Genomic DNA, 17,839 nt, shown 5'->3' on the forward strand with positions numbered 1-17,839 from the left:
ATCTTTTGTTCTAATGGTGATAAAGGTCTATCATATCTTTTAATAATAGTTTCCTTAGTATTTGGTCAATAGCATCTACGTACTCATAATCTTCTACACAACCATATGGCGAATCAATATAAGATAAGCTTATGATTAGTTAAATCCATATGCAGTCCAATTCCATTGTGTCCACGCTACAGAGTCCACTTGCAACCAAAGCGTATTGGTACTAAATTCCCATTCGCTACCACCGCCGTAAATAGTGCGTCCAGAATCTGGCATATACATGATAACATCTGTATTGATCCCTGCACCCATATGATAAATAGATATAGCTTCTGACTTTTCACGGTTCCCAACTTTTGTTCCTATAACAGTCTTCGGTTGAAAGCCAATGTTATCAAGTCTAAGCCAACTAGAGTTGTCTGCCCTGCCAGGTTTGCTTTGTGTTACATAAGCTGTACCTTGTGCAAATTGCACACCAGTTGAAATCTTACTTATATTTGTAGCCATCTGGTCAAATGTAGCATCCGAAGCAGTTTGTACGCCTTTGCCGCTAATGGCGGATGCCACTTTCTTTTTCCCATCAACGACAGATTGCTTTAAATCTTGTACACTAAACCACGCATCATCTTTTCCGAAGAATCTTACATCCTTTTGACTATTTATAATCATGGCATCTTTATAGTCTTTTCTAAGAGCTACTCCATAGTCATTTTGAGTATTTGCATTATAACTAAGCTCAAATACCTTACCTGTTGACATAGGGTCTAATTGAATAGTTGGTATTCCTTTTTGTATCTTCAAATCATTTGAAAATGTTACTTTCTGTATAGGATAATCATTTGTGCTAAGAGCATAATTCATTTGAGTCACCTTGAACGGCTCCATACTATTCAATAATTCAAAAGCCTGTCTGTTAGGTACTTCTCCTATAGAATGATATTTAATTATAACGTGAATTGGATTATTTTGAACTCGTTTATAAATCCTAATAAGCCACTTGTCTCCTATAGTATATGGCTCTTGTACGTAGAAGTTTTGTGCAAATGTGTTACTTAGACTAGGTATTTCAACTGACCTACTGTGAATAGTTTTATTTGATGATGTAATGAATGTTCTATGAATAATTCCACCAGTAGAATCCGAATTTGCAAATAATGAAGTTACATGAACTTCAAATATTCCATTTATCTCTACAGTAGTAGGTAGAGTTATTTCAGCATACTCAGAACTAGTATTATTATTCCATCTAACAATGCCAAAGTCGCGTTCAGCATAGTTGTCACCTAAGTTCATAACCTTTGCTACAGACTTATGGTTTGATACTTCAGTTGTCTTCCAAGAGTTCCATGGCTGACCTTCTGACTTTGTTCTGAAAATTATAGTTTGTTGGTCAATTTGCGTTAATCTTTGGATACGATAAGCACCAGTCATGAAATCTTCTAACATAGAATATGCTCCACCATATATTACACCTGTACTATCAGATGGAGAGCCTACTGTACCTTCTGTCAATACTCCAACCTGATATAATTTATTAGTAGCTAATGTATCAAAGTTTACTGCTCCTTCAATTTCACCTCCATCTTCAAGAATCTTCTTCTCATTTAAAACTTTACCCATCTCAGCTGATAAAGGTTTATCTTTACCACCTGTTGTTAAATCATTCACTACTTCTATTTTAGGTGCTGAGTCTAACATTTTTTTTAATACATTACCTTGTTTAGCTGATAATACGGCGTCTGTACGTTCCGAATCTAAATTATCAATAATATCAATTGTAGTTCCTACATTATTAATGGCATCCTGAACATCTTGGTCTAATTTTTCTATAGAAACTGTACCGTCTTCTAGCAAATTACCACTAAAGCGTTCTGTTCCATCTGTAGGGATATTTTTGAAAATTATAATTCTAACATTATTATCTACAACAGCAGTAATAGGGTTCTCAGGAATATTTAAGACGTAACCATTAAACACATCACCTGATATATTCCATGAAGTAGGGGATAGGTAAAAACCATTATGAAAAACAATAATAAAGTCGTTATTTTTAACATAAGATTTTTCAGGTAAATTCCATGATTTTTGGCTTTCTTCTGTTGTAGGTAAGTCGTAAGGTACAGCACTAAATTTAAGCCCTCCGCCTATACCGCTTCCGGAGCCCCCACCTTCAATCCATCCAGAATCATCTATATGAGCATTTGTTTGTCCATCCTTAGTAATTACTCTTGTATATGTCTTAGCCGTTTCTTGGGAGATAGCTAAAAATGTTTGATAAATACTTTTGCTTGTTTCATCCGTTTTCATACCCACATAAACATGAAAATCTTCTGTATCATTCGGGAGTATACTGGATCCTGGTGTATTTTCAACATTCCAAAATCCTGACTCCGTTTTATTTAATAAAGAATCAGGTGATGTAATCAATCCTGGTTTGTCAGTTCCTATGCCATGTGCCTGCACCCAATCCTTAATTCCATTTGCTTTTTCTTGCGCTCCTTGAAGAGTTTCTGCGCCAATGTCGGCTGGAATTAAAGGTACATTTCCATCAACGCCGGGAGACTTACCAGCTACTTTAGAAACAGAGCCATTACCATCCACCCCGCGTTGAGCAAGTAAAATCCAGTCTGTATTAGATTCTGAAGGAACTGAATTTATATTGGTCTTTAGTGATTGCCATGTAGAGCCATTGTAGGTCGTTACATTGTTTTTGACATACTCGGTATTTGCATTCCATGCTGTAGCCGTACCCCAACCATCAATAACTTGTGCGGCATTATTTGCTTTTTGCGCTGCTTTAATCGCCTCTGTTATTGCATCATTTATTGCTTTGGCTAGATCGGTTGCTACTTGTGCGGCATTGTTAGCATTGAGCGCTGCTGTTTCTGCACTTGTCGTAGCTGTTTCTAGTTGATGTTTCATTTGCTCTAATTGAGCTTGTAAAGCCTCTAAACTCTCCAACCTAACTGTCGCTTCTGCTACTGTTTCATTAACTACTTGAACTGCAGTATTAGCAGTTGCTGTAGCTTCCTGCGCATCTGCTGTAGCTTTGTTAGCATCAGAAATCGCATTTTTAGTATCTTGTAAAGCATTGGATACAGTATCAATTGCATCATTAATGCGTTTAATTAACTCATCAACTTCTTCTCCGCCAGCTAAAATATTAACTTGATATTGTAATCTTGATAATCCTTCAATAATCCTTTGCCAGTTCTCATTTATTTTAATTCGTTCTGATCGACTGACAGGTGATTGAGTCGTGTGTAAATTAATTACCATCTCTTTTCTTCACCATCCTTGTTTACATATATAAAAATCTGAAATTAAAAACGATACTGTGAACAGTACCGCCTGAGATTGAAAAATTATTATCTCCAACTGCTAGTGAGAGGAGTTTTTTATTTGTAAGTTTAAAAACAGAACTACCGTTTTTCAACGAACGAATACCGCTTATTTTTAATTCATCAGAAGAAGATAAAGAACCATTAAATTGATACACTTCTCCTGTAGTGTTATTTGTAATAGTAACGCTATTATTGAAAATTCCTTTTAAAGTAATAGTAAGCTCATTTTGGCGTGGATCAACAGCAACATTTCCGTAATTTTTAATTGTGAAATGGTTAGTGTTAAATGAGTAGGCTATATCTTCATCCCAATCAAGACCCATGCCCCATGCCCATTTATCAATGTCCCATTCCTTTAAATCTAAAGTTGTAGGAACAGATTCAGCATAAATATTTTCACAAATAAATTGTATTTCTAGCTCTCCTACTTTTCGTAGGAGCTCATTTGGTTGATAGCTGTTTGCCAGACGTACCTTCCAGCGCTTCCCTGGCTCAGCATCAAAAATAATATAAAAATATTCCTTTCGAGCAAACAGCATATTAATATCAGCAATAAACAATTTAAAATCATGATAATCAAATGCTTTGTACATAAATTTCGCAGTGATCGTTCGTCCACTAAAACGTGTGCTCGTAAAGATGGCTCCATCACTACCATCAACTTCAGATGATTGATGCTCTATTGATACAGAAGGAATGTAATATTTTAATAATTTTAAACTGTAGTCGCTCATCAATAATTCACGGCCATCTTTTAAAATCATTTTCATATACCACTTAACCCCCTTGTCAATGCATGGATGCTTGCATTGCTATATTGTTTACCACTAACAACATCTACAACAGATTCACCTACAACTTGTCCATCTAATATAGATTGAACAACAATAGTAGAAGGCCCTGAGTTTTGTGTAGCAGTTTTATTTTTTGATTTTTGTATCGGCAATAAAGAAGAAGACTCATGGACAACACTATTCGCTAGTCGTTTACTAACATTTGTAGCTTTATTCATAATAGAGTCAAACCCATCAACTAAACTATCACCAATCTTTTGCAATAGAGAAGATGTTGGACTTAGATTTAGCACATTACTTAATGTCTCTGAAACATTTCTGATAAGATTATTTGCTGTTTCCTGTAATGCTGATTGCATTCCCATCATGCCATCAATTAAATCTTGAATAGCATTTTTCCCAATTTCATTCATAGAGCCTAAAGCTTCTTCTGTTCCCAGAACGACTTCCTTGATTTTCTCTTGCCATTCGCTATTCAGTGTGTTCAATTCCGAATTCGCTGTTTTACGTAAAGCCTCAATTTTGGCTTTCGTTTCTGCTTGTAATGGCTCTAGCTCCTTTATCGCTGATTCACGTGCAATTAGTAGCTTTTTCTCATACAATTCTTGATATTGCTTTAATTCTCCATCTGTCATTCGATTTAAGGCTTCTAGCTGTGCAAGGACACTTGGGCCCATTGCCTCGAGTTCATCGATAATTGCACTTGATAACCCACGAATTTCAAGTTGAGATAACTCAATTCGCCATTGAGATAAGGCATTCACTTGCTCACTTAAATTTTGCGTTAAGCCGGAAGAATCAACAGGATCGGCTACTTTTACTTCATCAAATAATCCAAAGTAACCTTTTATACTTTTAAAACGACTTTCAAAAGCCTTATTGTAATCATCGTTAAGTTTTTTCTCTTCATCCAGTAATTTTTTATTAACATCCTGCGTCTGCTTTAGATAATCATTGTTAATTGTTTTAATTTTTTCGCTTATTTCTTTTTTAGTATTATAAAATTTATCTTCATAATAAATGCGTTCGTCTGTACCGGCTTCATATTGTCCTATATAGTGTTCATAAATTTTCAATTCCTCTGCAAGAGAGAGTGAATTGTACTTTTTACGTTTTTCAATGTATTCCTTCTCTTTTTCGAATTGTTCTTTAATCATTTCAGAATACGCTTTTTTGTACTCTTTTAATGCATTTGTCTTTTCTTTCGTACCTTCTTTAAACGCTGTTGCACTATATCGCCAAAATTCAGCTTCTTGTTTTGCTGACATTTCTCCGGCAGATTTTTGAGCTTCAACATATTCTTTTAAGGCTTTGAATTTTACATCTGCAGAACTAGATTCGACTTTTGCAATTTTATCTGCATATTGTTTTGTAATCGCTTCGCGGTCTTTTAAGGATTGTTCTTCTATCTTCTTGATTTGGGCTACCTGATCTTCTGTAAGAGCTACATGTTTTTTCGATGCATTGTTTTTGATTGCTGTAATTTTTTCTGAAGCCTGTTGAGAAATCTCAGCTCTCTTATTCTCGGCTTCTTTCTGTAAGGCCTCAATTTCAGCTGCATTGGCTTTTATTACATTGCTTACGATTTGCTGGGCTTTTTCGATGGCCTCTTTAGAAATTGATAAACGCTGGGTGAAATTTGGAATTGCAGCCTCTGCCAATTTCTCAGCAGCTTTGCTAACTCCTTCACTGCTTTGTTCAATCCCAATGGCTAACCCTTCGCCAACGCCTTTACCGATTGCAATCATGACACGAGAAGGAGAATTGATTTTCAATGTACTCTTTATTGCATCTCCTATAGTTGTTGCAATAGACTTCGCTTTATCCCATACAAGCTCTGCCATATCACCAATACCATTAATTAGACCTTGGATGATATCTTTACCGATTTTACGCAAATCAAGGGCACTGAAAATACTAAGTATTTTATCCCAAATATCAGTAACAACTTTTTTAGCCTCATTCATCTTTGTTTCTATTGCTATTTTAATATCGAGAAATTTTTGGATAGTGCTTGTTACTAATTGTGTTGCTGTATTTACTACCGTAGTTTTGATAGATTCCCATACATTACTCAAAAAGTTTTTTATCGTATTAAATGTATTTGTTGTCATCTGACTGAACTTTGTCCATCCTGATACGACTAAATCAACGATACTTACTACCGTTCCTACAATCGCATTTTTCACATTTACCCATACATCACTCAAAAATGACTTGACAGCATTAAATACAATTTCAGTAGTCTCTTTTAATTTATTCCATCCAACTTCTATCCCACTAATAATAGTTGAAACAATCTCGATAATCGCAGAAGAAATAGAACCCCATATTTCGGTAGCTACTCCAACTATTGATGACCAGATTTCTGATAGGCTTTCTACAAAACTAGTCCATATTTCTATCGCTCCGTCTACAATTGACGTCCATAAGTCTGAGAGTAGTTGGCTAAACTCTTCCCATGCAATAGAAGCTATTTCTGTAATACTTGTCCACAATTCTGAGAAGAAGGTTACCATGCCTTCCCATATTTCTATTGCTCCGTCTATTATTGACGTCCATAAGTCTGAGAGTAACTGCGTAAACTCTTCCCATGCGATAGAAGCTAATTCTGTGATATTTGTCCACAGTTCCGAGAAGAAGGTTACCATGCCTTCCCATATTTCTATTGCTCCGTCTATTATTGACGTCCATAAATCTGTGAGTAACTGCGTGAACTCTTCCCATGCGATAGAGGCTATTTCTGTGATATTTGTCCACAATTCGGAGAAGAACTCTACTATGCCTCCCCATATATCTATAGCTCCCTCTATTATTGATGTCCATAAATCTGAGAGTAATTGAGTAAACTCTTCCCATGCGATAGAAGCTAATTCCGTGATATTTGTCCACAGTTCAGAGAAGAAGGTTACCATACCTTCCCATATTTCTATAGCTCCCTCCATTATTGACGTCCATAAATCTGAAAGTAATTGAGTAAACTCTTCCCATGCGACAGAAGCCAATTCCGTGATATTTGTCCACAGTTCAGAGAAGAAGGTTACCATACCTTCCCATATTTCTATAGCTCCGTCTATAATTGATGTCCATAAATCTGAAAGTAATTGAGTAAACTCTTCCCATGCGATAGAGGCCAATTCTGTTATATTTGTCCACAGTTCAGAGAAGAAGGTTACCATACCTTCCCATGTTTCTATAGCTCCGTCTATAATTGACGTCCATAAATCCGAGAGTAATTGGGTAAAATTTTCCCATGCGGCTGAAGCCACTTCTGTGATACTTGTCCATAATCCAGAGAAAAAGTTTGCTATGCCTTCCCATATTTCAACCGCTTTTGCACTTATTACATCCCAATTTTTATATAGTGCTATTCCACCAGCTACAAGTACTGCAATACCACCTACAATCCATCCTATTGGTCCAGCTAATGCTGCAAAAACAGACCCTAAGCCACTAAACGCCCCTATGATTGTACCAACAGTTGAGATTAATGTTCCAAATGCTACAAGAACTGGCCCAATTACTGCCGCAATCCCTCCTATAACAACAATTAATGTTTTTGTACCTTCACTAAGATTAGAAAACTTTTCAATCCATGGCTGAAGCTTTTCTAAAAAGCTCTTAACTATCGGTATTAAAATTTTACCGATACTTATGCCAATATCTAATAGCTCATTTTTCATTATGGCTATTTGAGATTCTGTAGTTTCATAACGTTCAGCTGCTTTATCTGATAAAGCGGTATTTTCCTTCCATGCAGCGGAAGATGAATCAACAGCTGATGTAAGTAAATCTGAAGCACCTGCCATGCTTAAAAGTACATCCGTTTCGTCACCATTAACTCCTAAATCTGCTAACACGTTTTTTAGGTTAGCTCCACCTTCTGATGATTTAGCTAACCCCTTTACTAATGCATCTAATGCAGAGGCAGCATCTGTTTCAAAGGCCTTTTTAAAATCTGAACTAGACATGTTCGCCGCTTTAGCAAATCCAGATAAGCTTTTACCACCATCTCCTACTGCTTTTTGGATCTTTTGGAGGACCGAAGTCATAGCCGCTCCCCCGGTTTTAGCGTTAATCCCTAGACTAGACATAGTAGCAGCTAGTCCCATGATTTGCGCCTCTGTTAAACCAATTTTAGTAGCTTGCTTGGCAAATCCCATCCCCATCGTCATAATATCAGATGCAGCAACCCCCATATTGCTACTTAGTTCAACAATAGAAGAGCCAAGTCTGTCAAAATCGCCTTGCCCCATCCCAACAATTTTTGCAAAATCGGCAAATTCCTTCGCTGCCTGTTCACGGGTCATACTCGTGGAATTTCCCATATCAATAACAGTACGAGTGAAAGATAAAAGATGCTCTTCAGCAATTCCTAACTGCCCAGCCGATTTAACAACCCCGGCAATTTCAGTAGCACTAACTGGAACCTCTTTAGCCATATTACGTATACCATCTTCAAGCTTTTTAAAATTTTCTTCGCTCGTATTTACTGTTTGACGCACACCAACAAAAGCACTTTCAAAATCTACTGCAGCTTTAAGGGCATAAGCACCAAAAGCTTGAATAGGAGCTGTAATAGTGGACATGCTTTCACCAACGGATTTTACTTTCCCGCCAATTTCCTGAAATTTATTCCAACTAGATGACTGTACATTTAATTGATTATCTACTTCTTTTAATTGTGTGTTTAATCGATTGTATTCAACAAGTGCCTCATTAACAGCGATTGCCTGTTTTTCAATCGCTTCTGTATTTGCTGACTCAGAGGCTATTAATTCATCATATTTATTACGTTGCTCTGTCAGTTTAAGAGACGAAGCTTCAACTGAACGTTTAAGTATATCTTGTTTTTTTGATATACCTTCCATAGAATTTTCGTAGTCATTACCACGTGCTTGTAATGCCTGCAACTCTGTTCCCATTGCTGTCAATTGCCGTATACATTGTTCAATGGATCCATTAAAATTAGAAGTATCTAGACTAAATTCAACAGCACCAATTTCCAGCATTTATCATCACCGCCTTTTGTGAAAATCACAACCAAGAAATTTCATCAGCTGTGACCTCCTCTGTTTCATCAACATCACCTGTAAGTTCGAACCAAAAATGAATATCCATTTCGTCAACTTCATGTAATTTGTAACCTTCTTTTATCAATTCCCGATAAAACTTTTTAATATATTGATAAGGTGTTATTCCACTAGCTTTCCCTCAACATCATTGGCAGGTTTTGTTTCGAGTCCACCAATATTTAGCACGTTATTAAAAACTCGCATAATTTCATCTTGCAATTTACCTGCCTCTAAACCATCCCATACATCATCAATTGTGAATTGATTATCAAATACGTTAACAACAAAGGAAATCATCTCATCAAATGTTTCTACAGAAATTCCGTTGCCTTCTTTACGCATTTTTTCGTTCATTTTTAGAGCATTACGGAACACTCGTGCTTTCACAAAGTCATTTGAGAACATTTTCTCTTGTCCGTTAATTTTTAATGTAATTTGCATATTTTATCCATCCTTTTCTAGTAATCTTCGTTTTTAATTCTGTCATTGGAGCTATTCGACAGGGTCTTGAAATAAAAAAGAAACCCATAAAAGGGCTTCTCTCCAATTATGGTGTTTCAACTGTTTCACTTGGTTTTGCAACAGCTTTAAAGAATGTTTCTGCACTCACTGTTACTCCTGCATCTCGTGTATCTACCGTATGTTTGATAACACCGTCAATTAGTGGTAATGCTTCACCGCCGAATGGATATACTTTATAACTTGTCTCTCCTTTTTTACGTGTTGTATTTGTTTCTTCACCTGGCTTTAATTTTGCTTTTAATAGCCAAACCAACTTAGAACCTGATTCAAAACCAATTGCAATTGAGTTTGGTGTATCATTTGCGTTTGTAATAATACCGCCTTCTGCAGATTTCTTGTATCCATACCAATCTACTAGCACGTCTGTTGGTAAATCTGCTGTTTCACCAGCAATTGTGATAGAATCCAACTGTGCTTCCTGATCTACTACACGGTCACCAGCATCTAAATGCGCTTCTGAGAAGTTTGGTGTAAGTGTCATAGAAATAGGCATTGTTAAAGTTTTCACTTCACCCCATGTCTCTGTTTGTTCATTTGTCATTAGTGCATAGTGAATACGTTTTAAGCTAATTTTTTGTGGTTTCTCATTTACTGTTGTCATTTACATGACCTCCTAATTTTTTATAATTGTTCTTCAAAAAAGACGAATCTTAGAACTCTATTATAGTGAGACTCGCCTGTGGTATATGGTTCATCAAACTCTAAAATTCGTTCATAGCCTGCATGTCCCATCAATTGTTTGATGCTCTCTGTAAGCTGATGGTAATTCGAATTGGACCAGACATTGATTTGTATGATCCGCTCAATTTCAAGTTCATTTCCATCCACTTCAAAGTTTGGCTTTGCACTTATTTCTAAAAAAGTGATGAACTGATTTGGCTTTTCTGAGCCTGTAGGAAATCCATTAAAGATAATGGGCAGACCTAATGGCTCTAATATAGTAGGTATATGATTCATTAGATCTCTCATATTTTTCTCCTAATCTACTTTTGTGAATGTAGTAAATCTGTAGACAAACATGTTAGATACTAAAGATATCTCCTTTCAGTGATTGAAATATTGAACTTCTTAAATAAAGTAAGATTTCTAACGTTGTTGGTTTTTCGGTATTGAAAAGCTGTTTATTATTACCGATTTTTGAATAATCAAAAACGCCTACTGAAAATAAATCAGTAGACGTTTTCATTTTTGCGTCCTTATTCACTTTTTTCACCTCCTTTCAAAGCACTGATTCAATTAGCCTTCAATCAATTTTCTAACACTAGACATACTATTTGAAATCAATTGTTTTAATGTAGACTCTTTTTTCTTCAGCCTATCTAACTCATCTTTTTCAATCCATTTCATTTCCCGATGCACCTCTCTTAATTCAGTTTGAAGGTTACGTGTATTACCATCCGTGTAAAAACATACATACTCTCTACCACAGTGTGGACAAGTAAAATATGTTTTCTCAATTGTCTGGTAAAGCTTGTCTTTCTTAAAATGTTGAACATAAAATTTATGACCACAAGATTTATTGCACTTTACGTAAATAGGCTCCATCTACTCACACCCTTCTAGTTTTTATGAGCAAAAACCACTCAATTTTGAGTGGTCTCTAGCTGATAGTTATTTACCTATTGCTGTAAACGTCATTCATCAATCAAGCTTTTACATTACCATCATATAATGGATTTTCAATCGTTTCTATTCATACTACTGAGTGTCAGTTGAGGGAAAGTTCACTTTATTGGCACTTTCCATTAAAAAAGACCACTTTTTCCAAGTGATCTCTAATTAAGAATATGTTGTTCTTTAACCGAACTTTTACACTACCATCTTATAATAGATTTTCAATCAATACTATTCACACTACTGAGTGTTAGTTAAGGGAAAGTTCACTTTTCCAGTACCTCCATTAAAAAAGATCACTTTTTTCAAGTGATCTCCAACTAAGAATATGTTGTTCTTTAACCGAACTTTTACACTACCATCATATAATGGATTTTCAATCGTTTCTATTCATACTACTGAGTGTCAGTTGAGGGAAAGTTCACTTTTCTAGTACCTTACATTAAAAAAGATCACTTCTTTCAAGTGATCTCTAACTAAGAATATGTTGTCATTAACTGAACTTTTATACTACCATCATATACTGGATTTTCAATCGTTTCTATTCTTACTACTGGGTGTCAGTTGAGGGAAAGCTCACTTTATTGGCACTTTCCATTATAAAAGATCACTTTTTCCAAGTGATCTCTAATTAAGAATATGTTGTTCTTTAACCGAACTTTTACACTACCATCTTATAATAGATTTTCAATATTCTATTCATACTACTGAGTGTTAGTTGAGGGAAAGTTCACTTTTCCAGTACCGCCATTAAAAAAGATCACTTTTTTTCAAGTGATCTCCACCTAAGAATATGTTGTTCTTTAATCGAACTTTTACACTACCATCATATAATGGTTTTTCAATCGTTCCTATTCATACTACTGAGTGTTAGTTGAGGGAAAGTTCACTTTTCCAGTACCGCCATTAAAAAAGATCACTTTTTTCAAGTGATCTCTAACTAAGAATATGTTGTTCTTTAACCGAACTTTTACACTACCATCATATAATGGATTTTCAATCGTTTCTATTCATACTACTGAGTGTCAGTTGAGGGAAAGCTCGCTTTTCCAGTACCTTACATTAAAAAAGATCACTCTCTTTCAAGTGATCTCCAACTAAGATTATGTTGTTCATTAACCGTATTTTTTCACTACTATCATATCTCGGCAAATCAATCTCTTCTATTCATACTTTAACCTAGATTATTCACCAACCAGCACAAAATCCCACGGAAAAGTTGACTTATCGGCTTTTCCGTGGGATTCTCTTTTTCACTTAAAAGATGAAAAAAGAATCCATTTCTGTTAAGGTTCTTGCAACTAAACAAAACCGTCTCAAGAAAGGATTCTTATGGAGACTACTTTAAAAACCGTTCCATTAAATTATCTAGTGATGGAGGCGCGCTTTCTTCTGACACAGGGGAATTGATTTTCCGTGAGTTTGATGAAAAAATTAGCTTTTCTCAAACGATCACTAAGCATCTCCAATTAAAAGATGAACGCAGTATTGCATTCATGAAAATGACCAGCTTCCTCGTCAGAAAATTTATCAGCTTATCGCAGGTTATCATGAGGATGATGCAGCGGACCGTTTAACACATGATCTGATTTTCACACAAGTGCTTGGTACACCTGCACTCGCTTCTCAACCGTCGTTATCAAGATTCTTCAAGCCTTTGACACGCAAGCACTTCATCAACTTCAGATGCGAATCAGGCGTTACTTGATAAAGTTCATCACGCTCGTCAATCAAAAGCACTGATTTTTGATTTAGACTCCACACATGCCGATACATACAGGAATCAAGAACGTTCATCCTACAATGCGCATTACCGTACAGTGGACTTCCATCCACTTGTCGCATTTGATGGGCTAACAGGTAATTTCTTGAAAGCACAATTACGTCCAGGAAACGTTTATACTTCCAATGGTGTCGTGGATTTTATGCGTCCACTCATCGAGCATTATAACGAAGTTTTTCCCGAAAAATCATATCTTGTCCGTGGTGATAGTGGCTTTGCGGTGCCTGATCTATATGAATTATGTGAGAAGGAATCCGTGTACTAAACCCCAAGTTAAAAGCTCTTGCAGAAGAATTATAACCAACACACGAAATTTGGGATGTATCCGTAACAGAAAGCTATGTAGAGGAGTCTTTATCAAGCATCCTCTTGGTCGAAACCGCGGCGTATTATTATTCAGTCCACTCGTCCAGCAGGTGAACTGTTTTTTTCGCATGCTTTTTTGTGACGAGTCTCGGTGAAAGTTTTTCACCTCAAGGGATTGTCACGTCCTATCAAAAGCGAAGACCATGGAAAATTTCATCAAAGAAGCGAAGGATGGCTTCGATTTTGATCAGATGAAAAGCCAGGATTTCATTATCAATGAAGCACATATGATGTTAAGTCTACTTGCCTATAACTTCACGAACTGGTTACGTACACTCAGTTTCCCGAAAGCGAATAAAGGGCTTCAAATCCAAACCATTCGCACACGTCTAATCAAAGTAGCGAGTAAATTGGTGAAAACTGGACGCTCCCTCTTTTTCAAAATGTCCTCGAGTTTTGTATGAACACTTCTTTTGGGACGTGCTGACTCGAGTACAGCAGCTAAAAATCACTTTTTTAAAATCGAACTCGCACAAAGGGAAGAGTCTGCCCAAAAATCGATTTTCTCCCAAGGTTCGTTTTAAGCCTTCTCTCACCTGGCTATTTTCATCATACAAATTGACCTTAGCATTATAAATCTTCTGAAGTTCTCAAAATTTTAGATTCTGGTGAATAATTCAGGTTTGATTATGTTAACAATGTGTAAGTTTTATTTCGTGAGCAAATTTAATCATCTTAGCAATTTCTGCATGCTTTTTATAAATATAGCTTGCACTGTAATTTAAATCTTCAGCTATTTCTTCTAATGTCATACCGTCCACATATTTTAATTTTAAAATTTTATGGTTCAACCCACTGAACTTACTAATAAGCTCCATAAAACTCTTCTGTTCAGTAAGCTTAATTTGTAACTCTCTTTCAATTCGTTCTATGCGTTCCTCTAGTTTCGCTCCATCAGATTCTGCAGTAAGCTTTACCCCGGCTAAATCACCACTGATCCAACGCTTCAATTCTCTTTGTGATCTTTCTAGACTATATTCCAAATAAACAATTTCATCTTCAATTTGCTGATAATCTCGCAACCATTCGTACATACAAAGCACCCACTTTATTTTTATTTGTTTAATTAACCAGAACAATAGGCTAAAATCATTTCCAAAGACAAAATACCTTTAAACGGTACTATTATCTAAAATTTTTTATCTAACTAATTTTATGTAAGACATTTCTCTCTATACCCTTTCCCTATAAGCATCTCCTTATTTAATCGCATTTTGAATCCCCTCTCTTGTTCTTTTCTTATAGATTCTGTTAATGTTAAATCAATATCTTCCACAATGCAGTTTTACTATACTACCTTTAAATGGTATAGTCAAGTTCCGGAATACTTTTAAAAGGTATTAATTAGTTTACACCACTACTCATTACCGGTATTATTGTAATTAAGGAGGTGCTTAATTTGAATAAATCGGATACACTAAAGATCTTTTTCTCAAAAAACTTAAAACATCAATTGGATAAAAGAGGTTTAAATCAAACAGATATGGCTAGAGATTTAAATTTACCTGAAACAACCGTTTCGAATTGGATGAAAGCCAGCACATATCCAAGACCAGATAAAATTCAGTTAATGGCGGACTACTTTAATATTAGGCGTTCTGATTTAACAGAAGAGCAGCCAACAAATTTAATAGAAGTACAACCAAACTTTGTGAAAATTCCAATCATAGGTACTATTGCTTGTGGAGAGCCTATACTAGCGGACCAAAATGTAGAAGGATATATGTATGAATTTTCGGAATTATTACCCACAGGAAATATTTTTGCTTTAGTAGCCAAAGGTGATTCAATGGAACCTACTATTCCAAACGGTTCTAAAGTATTAATAAGAGAGCAAAGTGAAATCGAATACGGCGAGATAGCGGCCGTACTTGTAAATGGAGATACAGAAGCAACTCTTAAACGTGTTAAAAAACAAGGTAATACCATTTTACTTATGCCAGATAATCCAAAGCATGAACCTTATATAGTAGACGAAAATAATCCAGCAAAAATTATTGGAAAAGCTATCAGTTTTAAAGTTACACTATAAGTACCATGTGAAATTTTATATTTTTATGCAAGGGCAGCTCAAAGGCTGTTCTTTTTTTTGCGGCATAAATTTCAAGCTAAATTACATAAAAAAAGAAGGGTTCTAACATCTGCTTTGTTCAATGTTGAAACTTTGCAAAATATATTGTTTAAAGCATCTCAGCATTAAATAAAGACTATCAAAAAAGAGCAAGTTAAAGGCTCAATGCTCTTTTTCTGTCTTTTTATTTATTAAAATGCCTACTTGAATTCAGGTGTATTTTCTCATAAAGATCATGAAAAAAAATCCCAAAAACTAGGTACATTCTGAAACTTTACTGTTGCCAGCTTTTCTATAATTTTTAATTTAATTTCTTGTTCCAAGTCTTCCCTTTCTTGATAGTCTGTATTGTACAGACATTGTTTAATTCTAGGTGTGAAATTCTCTATAATTGTAAGAGTCTCTTTGATGTGTTGGTTCTCTAAGTTCGTCATATAAATCAGTCCCCCTTTTTTCTGAGAGTATTATTGAGTTTATTTAAAGCTTTCCTGTGAAGATTTGATATATTCTGTGGTGTTGTTTGTAACGTTTGTGCGATTTCTTTTGTAGAAAGATCTTTTACATAAATCAGCTCCAAAATTTGAAGCTGTTTCACTGTTAACTTTTGCAAGGACTTCAAAAGCTGTTCATCTTCAATATTGTCCAATAACCCATCACCGACTATATTATTAAGTTCCTTTTCATTGCTTTCATCCTCGATTAGCTCTTTTGCTGTCGTGCCACCTTCTTCTGATAAGCCCTTATCCAATATTAATAAAGAACGATTTTGTAGCCTTCTTCTTTTTTTATCAAAATCTAGGCTAAAAAAATGAATCAAATTACTGACATATTTGATCTTCCTAATATTTATATAGTGAGCCTGAAAAGATTCATCAACGAGTTTCTTATTACTATCAGTTGGATTTAAGATCGCTTTTTGCACCAAATAAAGATTTTTAGCATCCGACAAAAAGCTTTTTATAATTGGATTGTTAACCCGTTCATTATTTTTGTAAAAGAACTCCTCTATTTTTTGGCTATCATTATCCATTTAATAATCCCTCCTAAATATCCGCCTTCTTTCTATATAAAGTGAATGTAGTCTCTATATTATAAACCAAAACAAGAACAAATGTTCCTAAAACGAATAAAAAAAACACCTTTTATACAAAAAAGGTGATTTAAACCAACTAATTCAAATATCTAAAATAGCTTTTATTTTTTCTAGCTGATAACCAATAATTCTCTCTTCTTTACTATCAGTGACTAATAAAGTAAATGGGATAGCGCTGATTTCATATTGCTTAAATTCATTCAATACATGCTCATCAGTAATATCTTTATTGATGTAAGTTATCAGGCGTGTTGATTAACCATTTTTATACATTCAAAGAGGCTGATTTCCGCTACGGGCTACTCGCTTTCCTGCGGGCGAGCGTCGAGCCGCTTCCTCCGCTCTGCTCCGTGCAGGGTCTCGTCTGTCTCGCTTTCCCGCGGGAGTCGAGTAGCCCTACGCTACAATCAGTTAAAATGGAAATATATCGGAAAAGCAGTAACGAAAAAATCCTTTTACCACTCAATAATAAACCTATTTTTTTCCTAATCAACACACTTGGTAAGTTATATTATTTTCTTCTAACCATTCCTTTAACCTAACGCAATATTGACATCCATCGCTTGAAAATACCGTTATAGCATACTTCATTTTAAAGTCCTCCTTTTTTCTAAAAAGAGGACAAACACAATAGAAATGAAACCATCACAAAATAATATTTTTAAACTGTCAGGTTGTTTTTATTAAGGAAGGATCCTCTTTACATATTACAGTTTAAATTATGGTGATATAGCCTAGCAGTTCTGCAACAACTTCCTCGGATCGGAGTATCACCTTGTACTACTATTTTAGAGTGAGAAGGAGTTGGTTTACATTATGACACCGGAAAATGTTCCAATGTGGATAAGCTTAATAGGAAATTTTGGATTCCCAATTGCCCTAACAGTCTATCTGTTCATTCGTTTTGAAAGGAAAATTGATAATTTAGAAGCTGTCATCATGGAGTTATCTGAAGTTATAAAATCTCTTAATTACAAAAAAGGAGGGTGATCCACATGGGAATTGAAAAATTAATGACTTGTTACTGTAAAGCAAGAGAAGTTCAATCATTTTATTCAAATTGTTTAACGAATGACAGTCTGACTCCAAAAGAACGCGATTTACTAATAAATCTTATAAAAAATGCCAGTATTTCTTCTAATTTATTGAGGGAATATTGTCAGCCTCAAGATAAGGAAATATGATCTAT

At 35.3% G+C, this 17,839-nt stretch carries 16 protein-coding genes and 1 pseudogene; 4 read left to right on the plus strand and 13 right to left on the minus strand.

The genetic code is table 11. The features are described from left to right. Positions 1-135: 135 nt before the first annotated feature. The 8 genes from QUF91_RS22605 to QUF91_RS22640 all read right to left on the minus strand — a co-directional run bounded on the left by QUF91_RS22605 (position 136) and on the right by QUF91_RS22640 (position 11,268). A complete protein-coding gene (locus tag QUF91_RS22605) occupies positions 136-3,267 on the minus strand; it encodes a hypothetical protein (RefSeq protein ID WP_289419401.1) in 3,132 nt (1,043 codons plus the stop codon). 22 nt (positions 3,268-3,289) lie between these two features. Next, entirely contained in the window at positions 3,290-4,102 is an 813-nt protein-coding gene (locus tag QUF91_RS22610; protein ID WP_289419402.1) for a distal tail protein Dit, read from the minus strand. Beyond that, complete coding sequence (locus QUF91_RS22615; RefSeq protein ID WP_289419403.1) at positions 4,099-9,138, minus strand: phage tail tape measure protein; 5,040 nt, start codon at positions 9,136-9,138, stop codon at positions 4,099-4,101. The genes QUF91_RS22610 and QUF91_RS22615 overlap by 4 nt, the downstream gene beginning before the upstream one ends. A gap of 183 nt (positions 9,139-9,321) precedes the next feature. Continuing rightward, on the minus strand, positions 9,322-9,642 hold the full coding sequence (gpG, locus tag QUF91_RS22620; RefSeq protein WP_289419404.1) for a phage tail assembly chaperone G: 321 nt from the start codon (positions 9,640-9,642) through the stop codon (positions 9,322-9,324). A gap of 106 nt (positions 9,643-9,748) precedes the next feature. Then, positions 9,749-10,324, minus strand: a complete 576-nt coding sequence (locus QUF91_RS22625) for a major tail protein (protein ID WP_289419405.1) — start codon at positions 10,322-10,324, stop codon at positions 9,749-9,751. Between the two features lie 20 nt (positions 10,325-10,344). Then, on the minus strand, positions 10,345-10,692 hold the full coding sequence (locus QUF91_RS22630; RefSeq protein WP_289419406.1) for a hypothetical protein: 348 nt from the start codon (positions 10,690-10,692) through the stop codon (positions 10,345-10,347). A gap of 52 nt (positions 10,693-10,744) precedes the next feature. Beyond that, entirely contained in the window at positions 10,745-10,927 is a 183-nt protein-coding gene (locus QUF91_RS22635) for a hypothetical protein (RefSeq protein WP_289419407.1), read from the minus strand. A 32-nt stretch (positions 10,928-10,959) separates the two neighbouring features. Continuing rightward, on the minus strand, positions 10,960-11,268 hold the full coding sequence (locus QUF91_RS22640) for a hypothetical protein (RefSeq protein WP_289419408.1): 309 nt from the start codon (positions 11,266-11,268) through the stop codon (positions 10,960-10,962). 1,364 nt (positions 11,269-12,632) lie between these two features. Here QUF91_RS22640 and QUF91_RS22645 point away from each other — a divergent pair. Further along, a pseudogene (locus QUF91_RS22645) lies at positions 12,633-13,939 on the plus strand (IS1380 family transposase); the annotation flags it as partial. Between the two features lie 179 nt (positions 13,940-14,118). On the opposite strand, the gene QUF91_RS22650 reads toward QUF91_RS22645, so the two are convergent. Then, the gene (locus QUF91_RS22650; protein WP_289419409.1) at positions 14,119-14,520 is read right to left on the minus strand and encodes a hypothetical protein; all 402 of its coding nucleotides are present in this window, start codon (positions 14,518-14,520) and stop codon (positions 14,119-14,121) included. Positions 14,521-14,885: 365 nt separating this feature from the next. Between QUF91_RS22650 and QUF91_RS22655 the strand changes: the two genes are divergently transcribed. After that, the gene (locus QUF91_RS22655) at positions 14,886-15,518 is read left to right on the plus strand and encodes a LexA family protein (RefSeq protein ID WP_289419410.1); all 633 of its coding nucleotides are present in this window, start codon (positions 14,886-14,888) and stop codon (positions 15,516-15,518) included. A gap of 272 nt (positions 15,519-15,790) precedes the next feature. On the opposite strand, the gene QUF91_RS22660 is transcribed toward QUF91_RS22655, so the two are convergent. From QUF91_RS22660 to QUF91_RS28200, 4 genes are all read right to left on the minus strand, one after another. Beyond that, the gene (locus QUF91_RS22660; protein ID WP_289419411.1) at positions 15,791-15,991 is read right to left on the minus strand and encodes a hypothetical protein; all 201 of its coding nucleotides are present in this window, start codon (positions 15,989-15,991) and stop codon (positions 15,791-15,793) included. Positions 15,992-15,996: 5 nt separating this feature from the next. Beyond that, on the minus strand, positions 15,997-16,587 hold the full coding sequence (locus QUF91_RS22665; protein WP_289419412.1) for a sigma-70 family RNA polymerase sigma factor: 591 nt from the start codon (positions 16,585-16,587) through the stop codon (positions 15,997-15,999). A 144-nt stretch (positions 16,588-16,731) separates the two neighbouring features. After that, entirely contained in the window at positions 16,732-16,854 is a 123-nt protein-coding gene (locus QUF91_RS22670) for a hypothetical protein (protein WP_289419413.1), read from the minus strand. Between the two features lie 285 nt (positions 16,855-17,139). Then, a complete protein-coding gene (locus tag QUF91_RS28200) occupies positions 17,140-17,241 on the minus strand; it encodes a glutaredoxin family protein (protein WP_350224368.1) in 102 nt (33 codons plus the stop codon). A gap of 225 nt (positions 17,242-17,466) precedes the next feature. Between QUF91_RS28200 and QUF91_RS22675 the strand changes: the two genes are divergently transcribed. Further along, positions 17,467-17,640 (plus strand): YvrJ family protein, encoded by a 174-nt coding sequence (locus QUF91_RS22675; RefSeq protein WP_289419414.1) that lies wholly within the window; start codon positions 17,467-17,469, stop codon positions 17,638-17,640. Positions 17,641-17,645: 5 nt separating this feature from the next. Beyond that, positions 17,646-17,834, plus strand: a complete 189-nt coding sequence (locus QUF91_RS22680; protein ID WP_289419415.1) for a hypothetical protein — start codon at positions 17,646-17,648, stop codon at positions 17,832-17,834. Positions 17,835-17,839 lie beyond the last annotated feature (5 nt).

Origin of the sequence: Lysinibacillus sp. G4S2, from assembly GCF_030348505.1 — a bacterium.
Taxonomy (GTDB): Bacteria; Bacillota; Bacilli; order Bacillales_A; family Planococcaceae; genus Lysinibacillus.

Coding starts and splice junctions, on each gene's coding strand:
- QUF91_RS22605 (WP_289419401.1), bottom strand. CDS start 3,267: ATGGTAATTAATTTACACACGACTCAATCACCTGTCAGTCGATCAGAA.
- QUF91_RS22610 (WP_289419402.1), bottom strand. CDS start 4,102: ATGAAAATGATTTTAAAAGATGGCCGTGAATTATTGATGAGCGACTAC.
- QUF91_RS22615 (WP_289419403.1), bottom strand. CDS start 9,138: ATGCTGGAAATTGGTGCTGTTGAATTTAGTCTAGATACTTCTAATTTT.
- gpG (WP_289419404.1), bottom strand. CDS start 9,642: ATGCAAATTACATTAAAAATTAACGGACAAGAGAAAATGTTCTCAAAT.
- QUF91_RS22625 (WP_289419405.1), bottom strand. CDS start 10,324: ATGACAACAGTAAATGAGAAACCACAAAAAATTAGCTTAAAACGTATT.
- QUF91_RS22630 (WP_289419406.1), bottom strand. CDS start 10,692: ATGAGAGATCTAATGAATCATATACCTACTATATTAGAGCCATTAGGT.
- QUF91_RS22640 (WP_289419408.1), bottom strand. CDS start 11,268: ATGGAGCCTATTTACGTAAAGTGCAATAAATCTTGTGGTCATAAATTT.
- QUF91_RS22650 (WP_289419409.1), bottom strand. CDS start 14,520: ATGTACGAATGGTTGCGAGATTATCAGCAAATTGAAGATGAAATTGTT.
- QUF91_RS22660 (WP_289419411.1), bottom strand. CDS start 15,991: ATGACGAACTTAGAGAACCAACACATCAAAGAGACTCTTACAATTATA.
- QUF91_RS22665 (WP_289419412.1), bottom strand. CDS start 16,587: ATGGATAATGATAGCCAAAAAATAGAGGAGTTCTTTTACAAAAATAAT.
- QUF91_RS28200 (WP_350224368.1), bottom strand. CDS start 17,241: ATGAAGTATGCTATAACGGTATTTTCAAGCGATGGATGTCAATATTGC.
- QUF91_RS22675 (WP_289419414.1), top strand. CDS start 17,467: ATGACACCGGAAAATGTTCCAATGTGGATAAGCTTAATAGGAAATTTT.
- QUF91_RS22680 (WP_289419415.1), top strand. CDS start 17,646: ATGGGAATTGAAAAATTAATGACTTGTTACTGTAAAGCAAGAGAAGTT.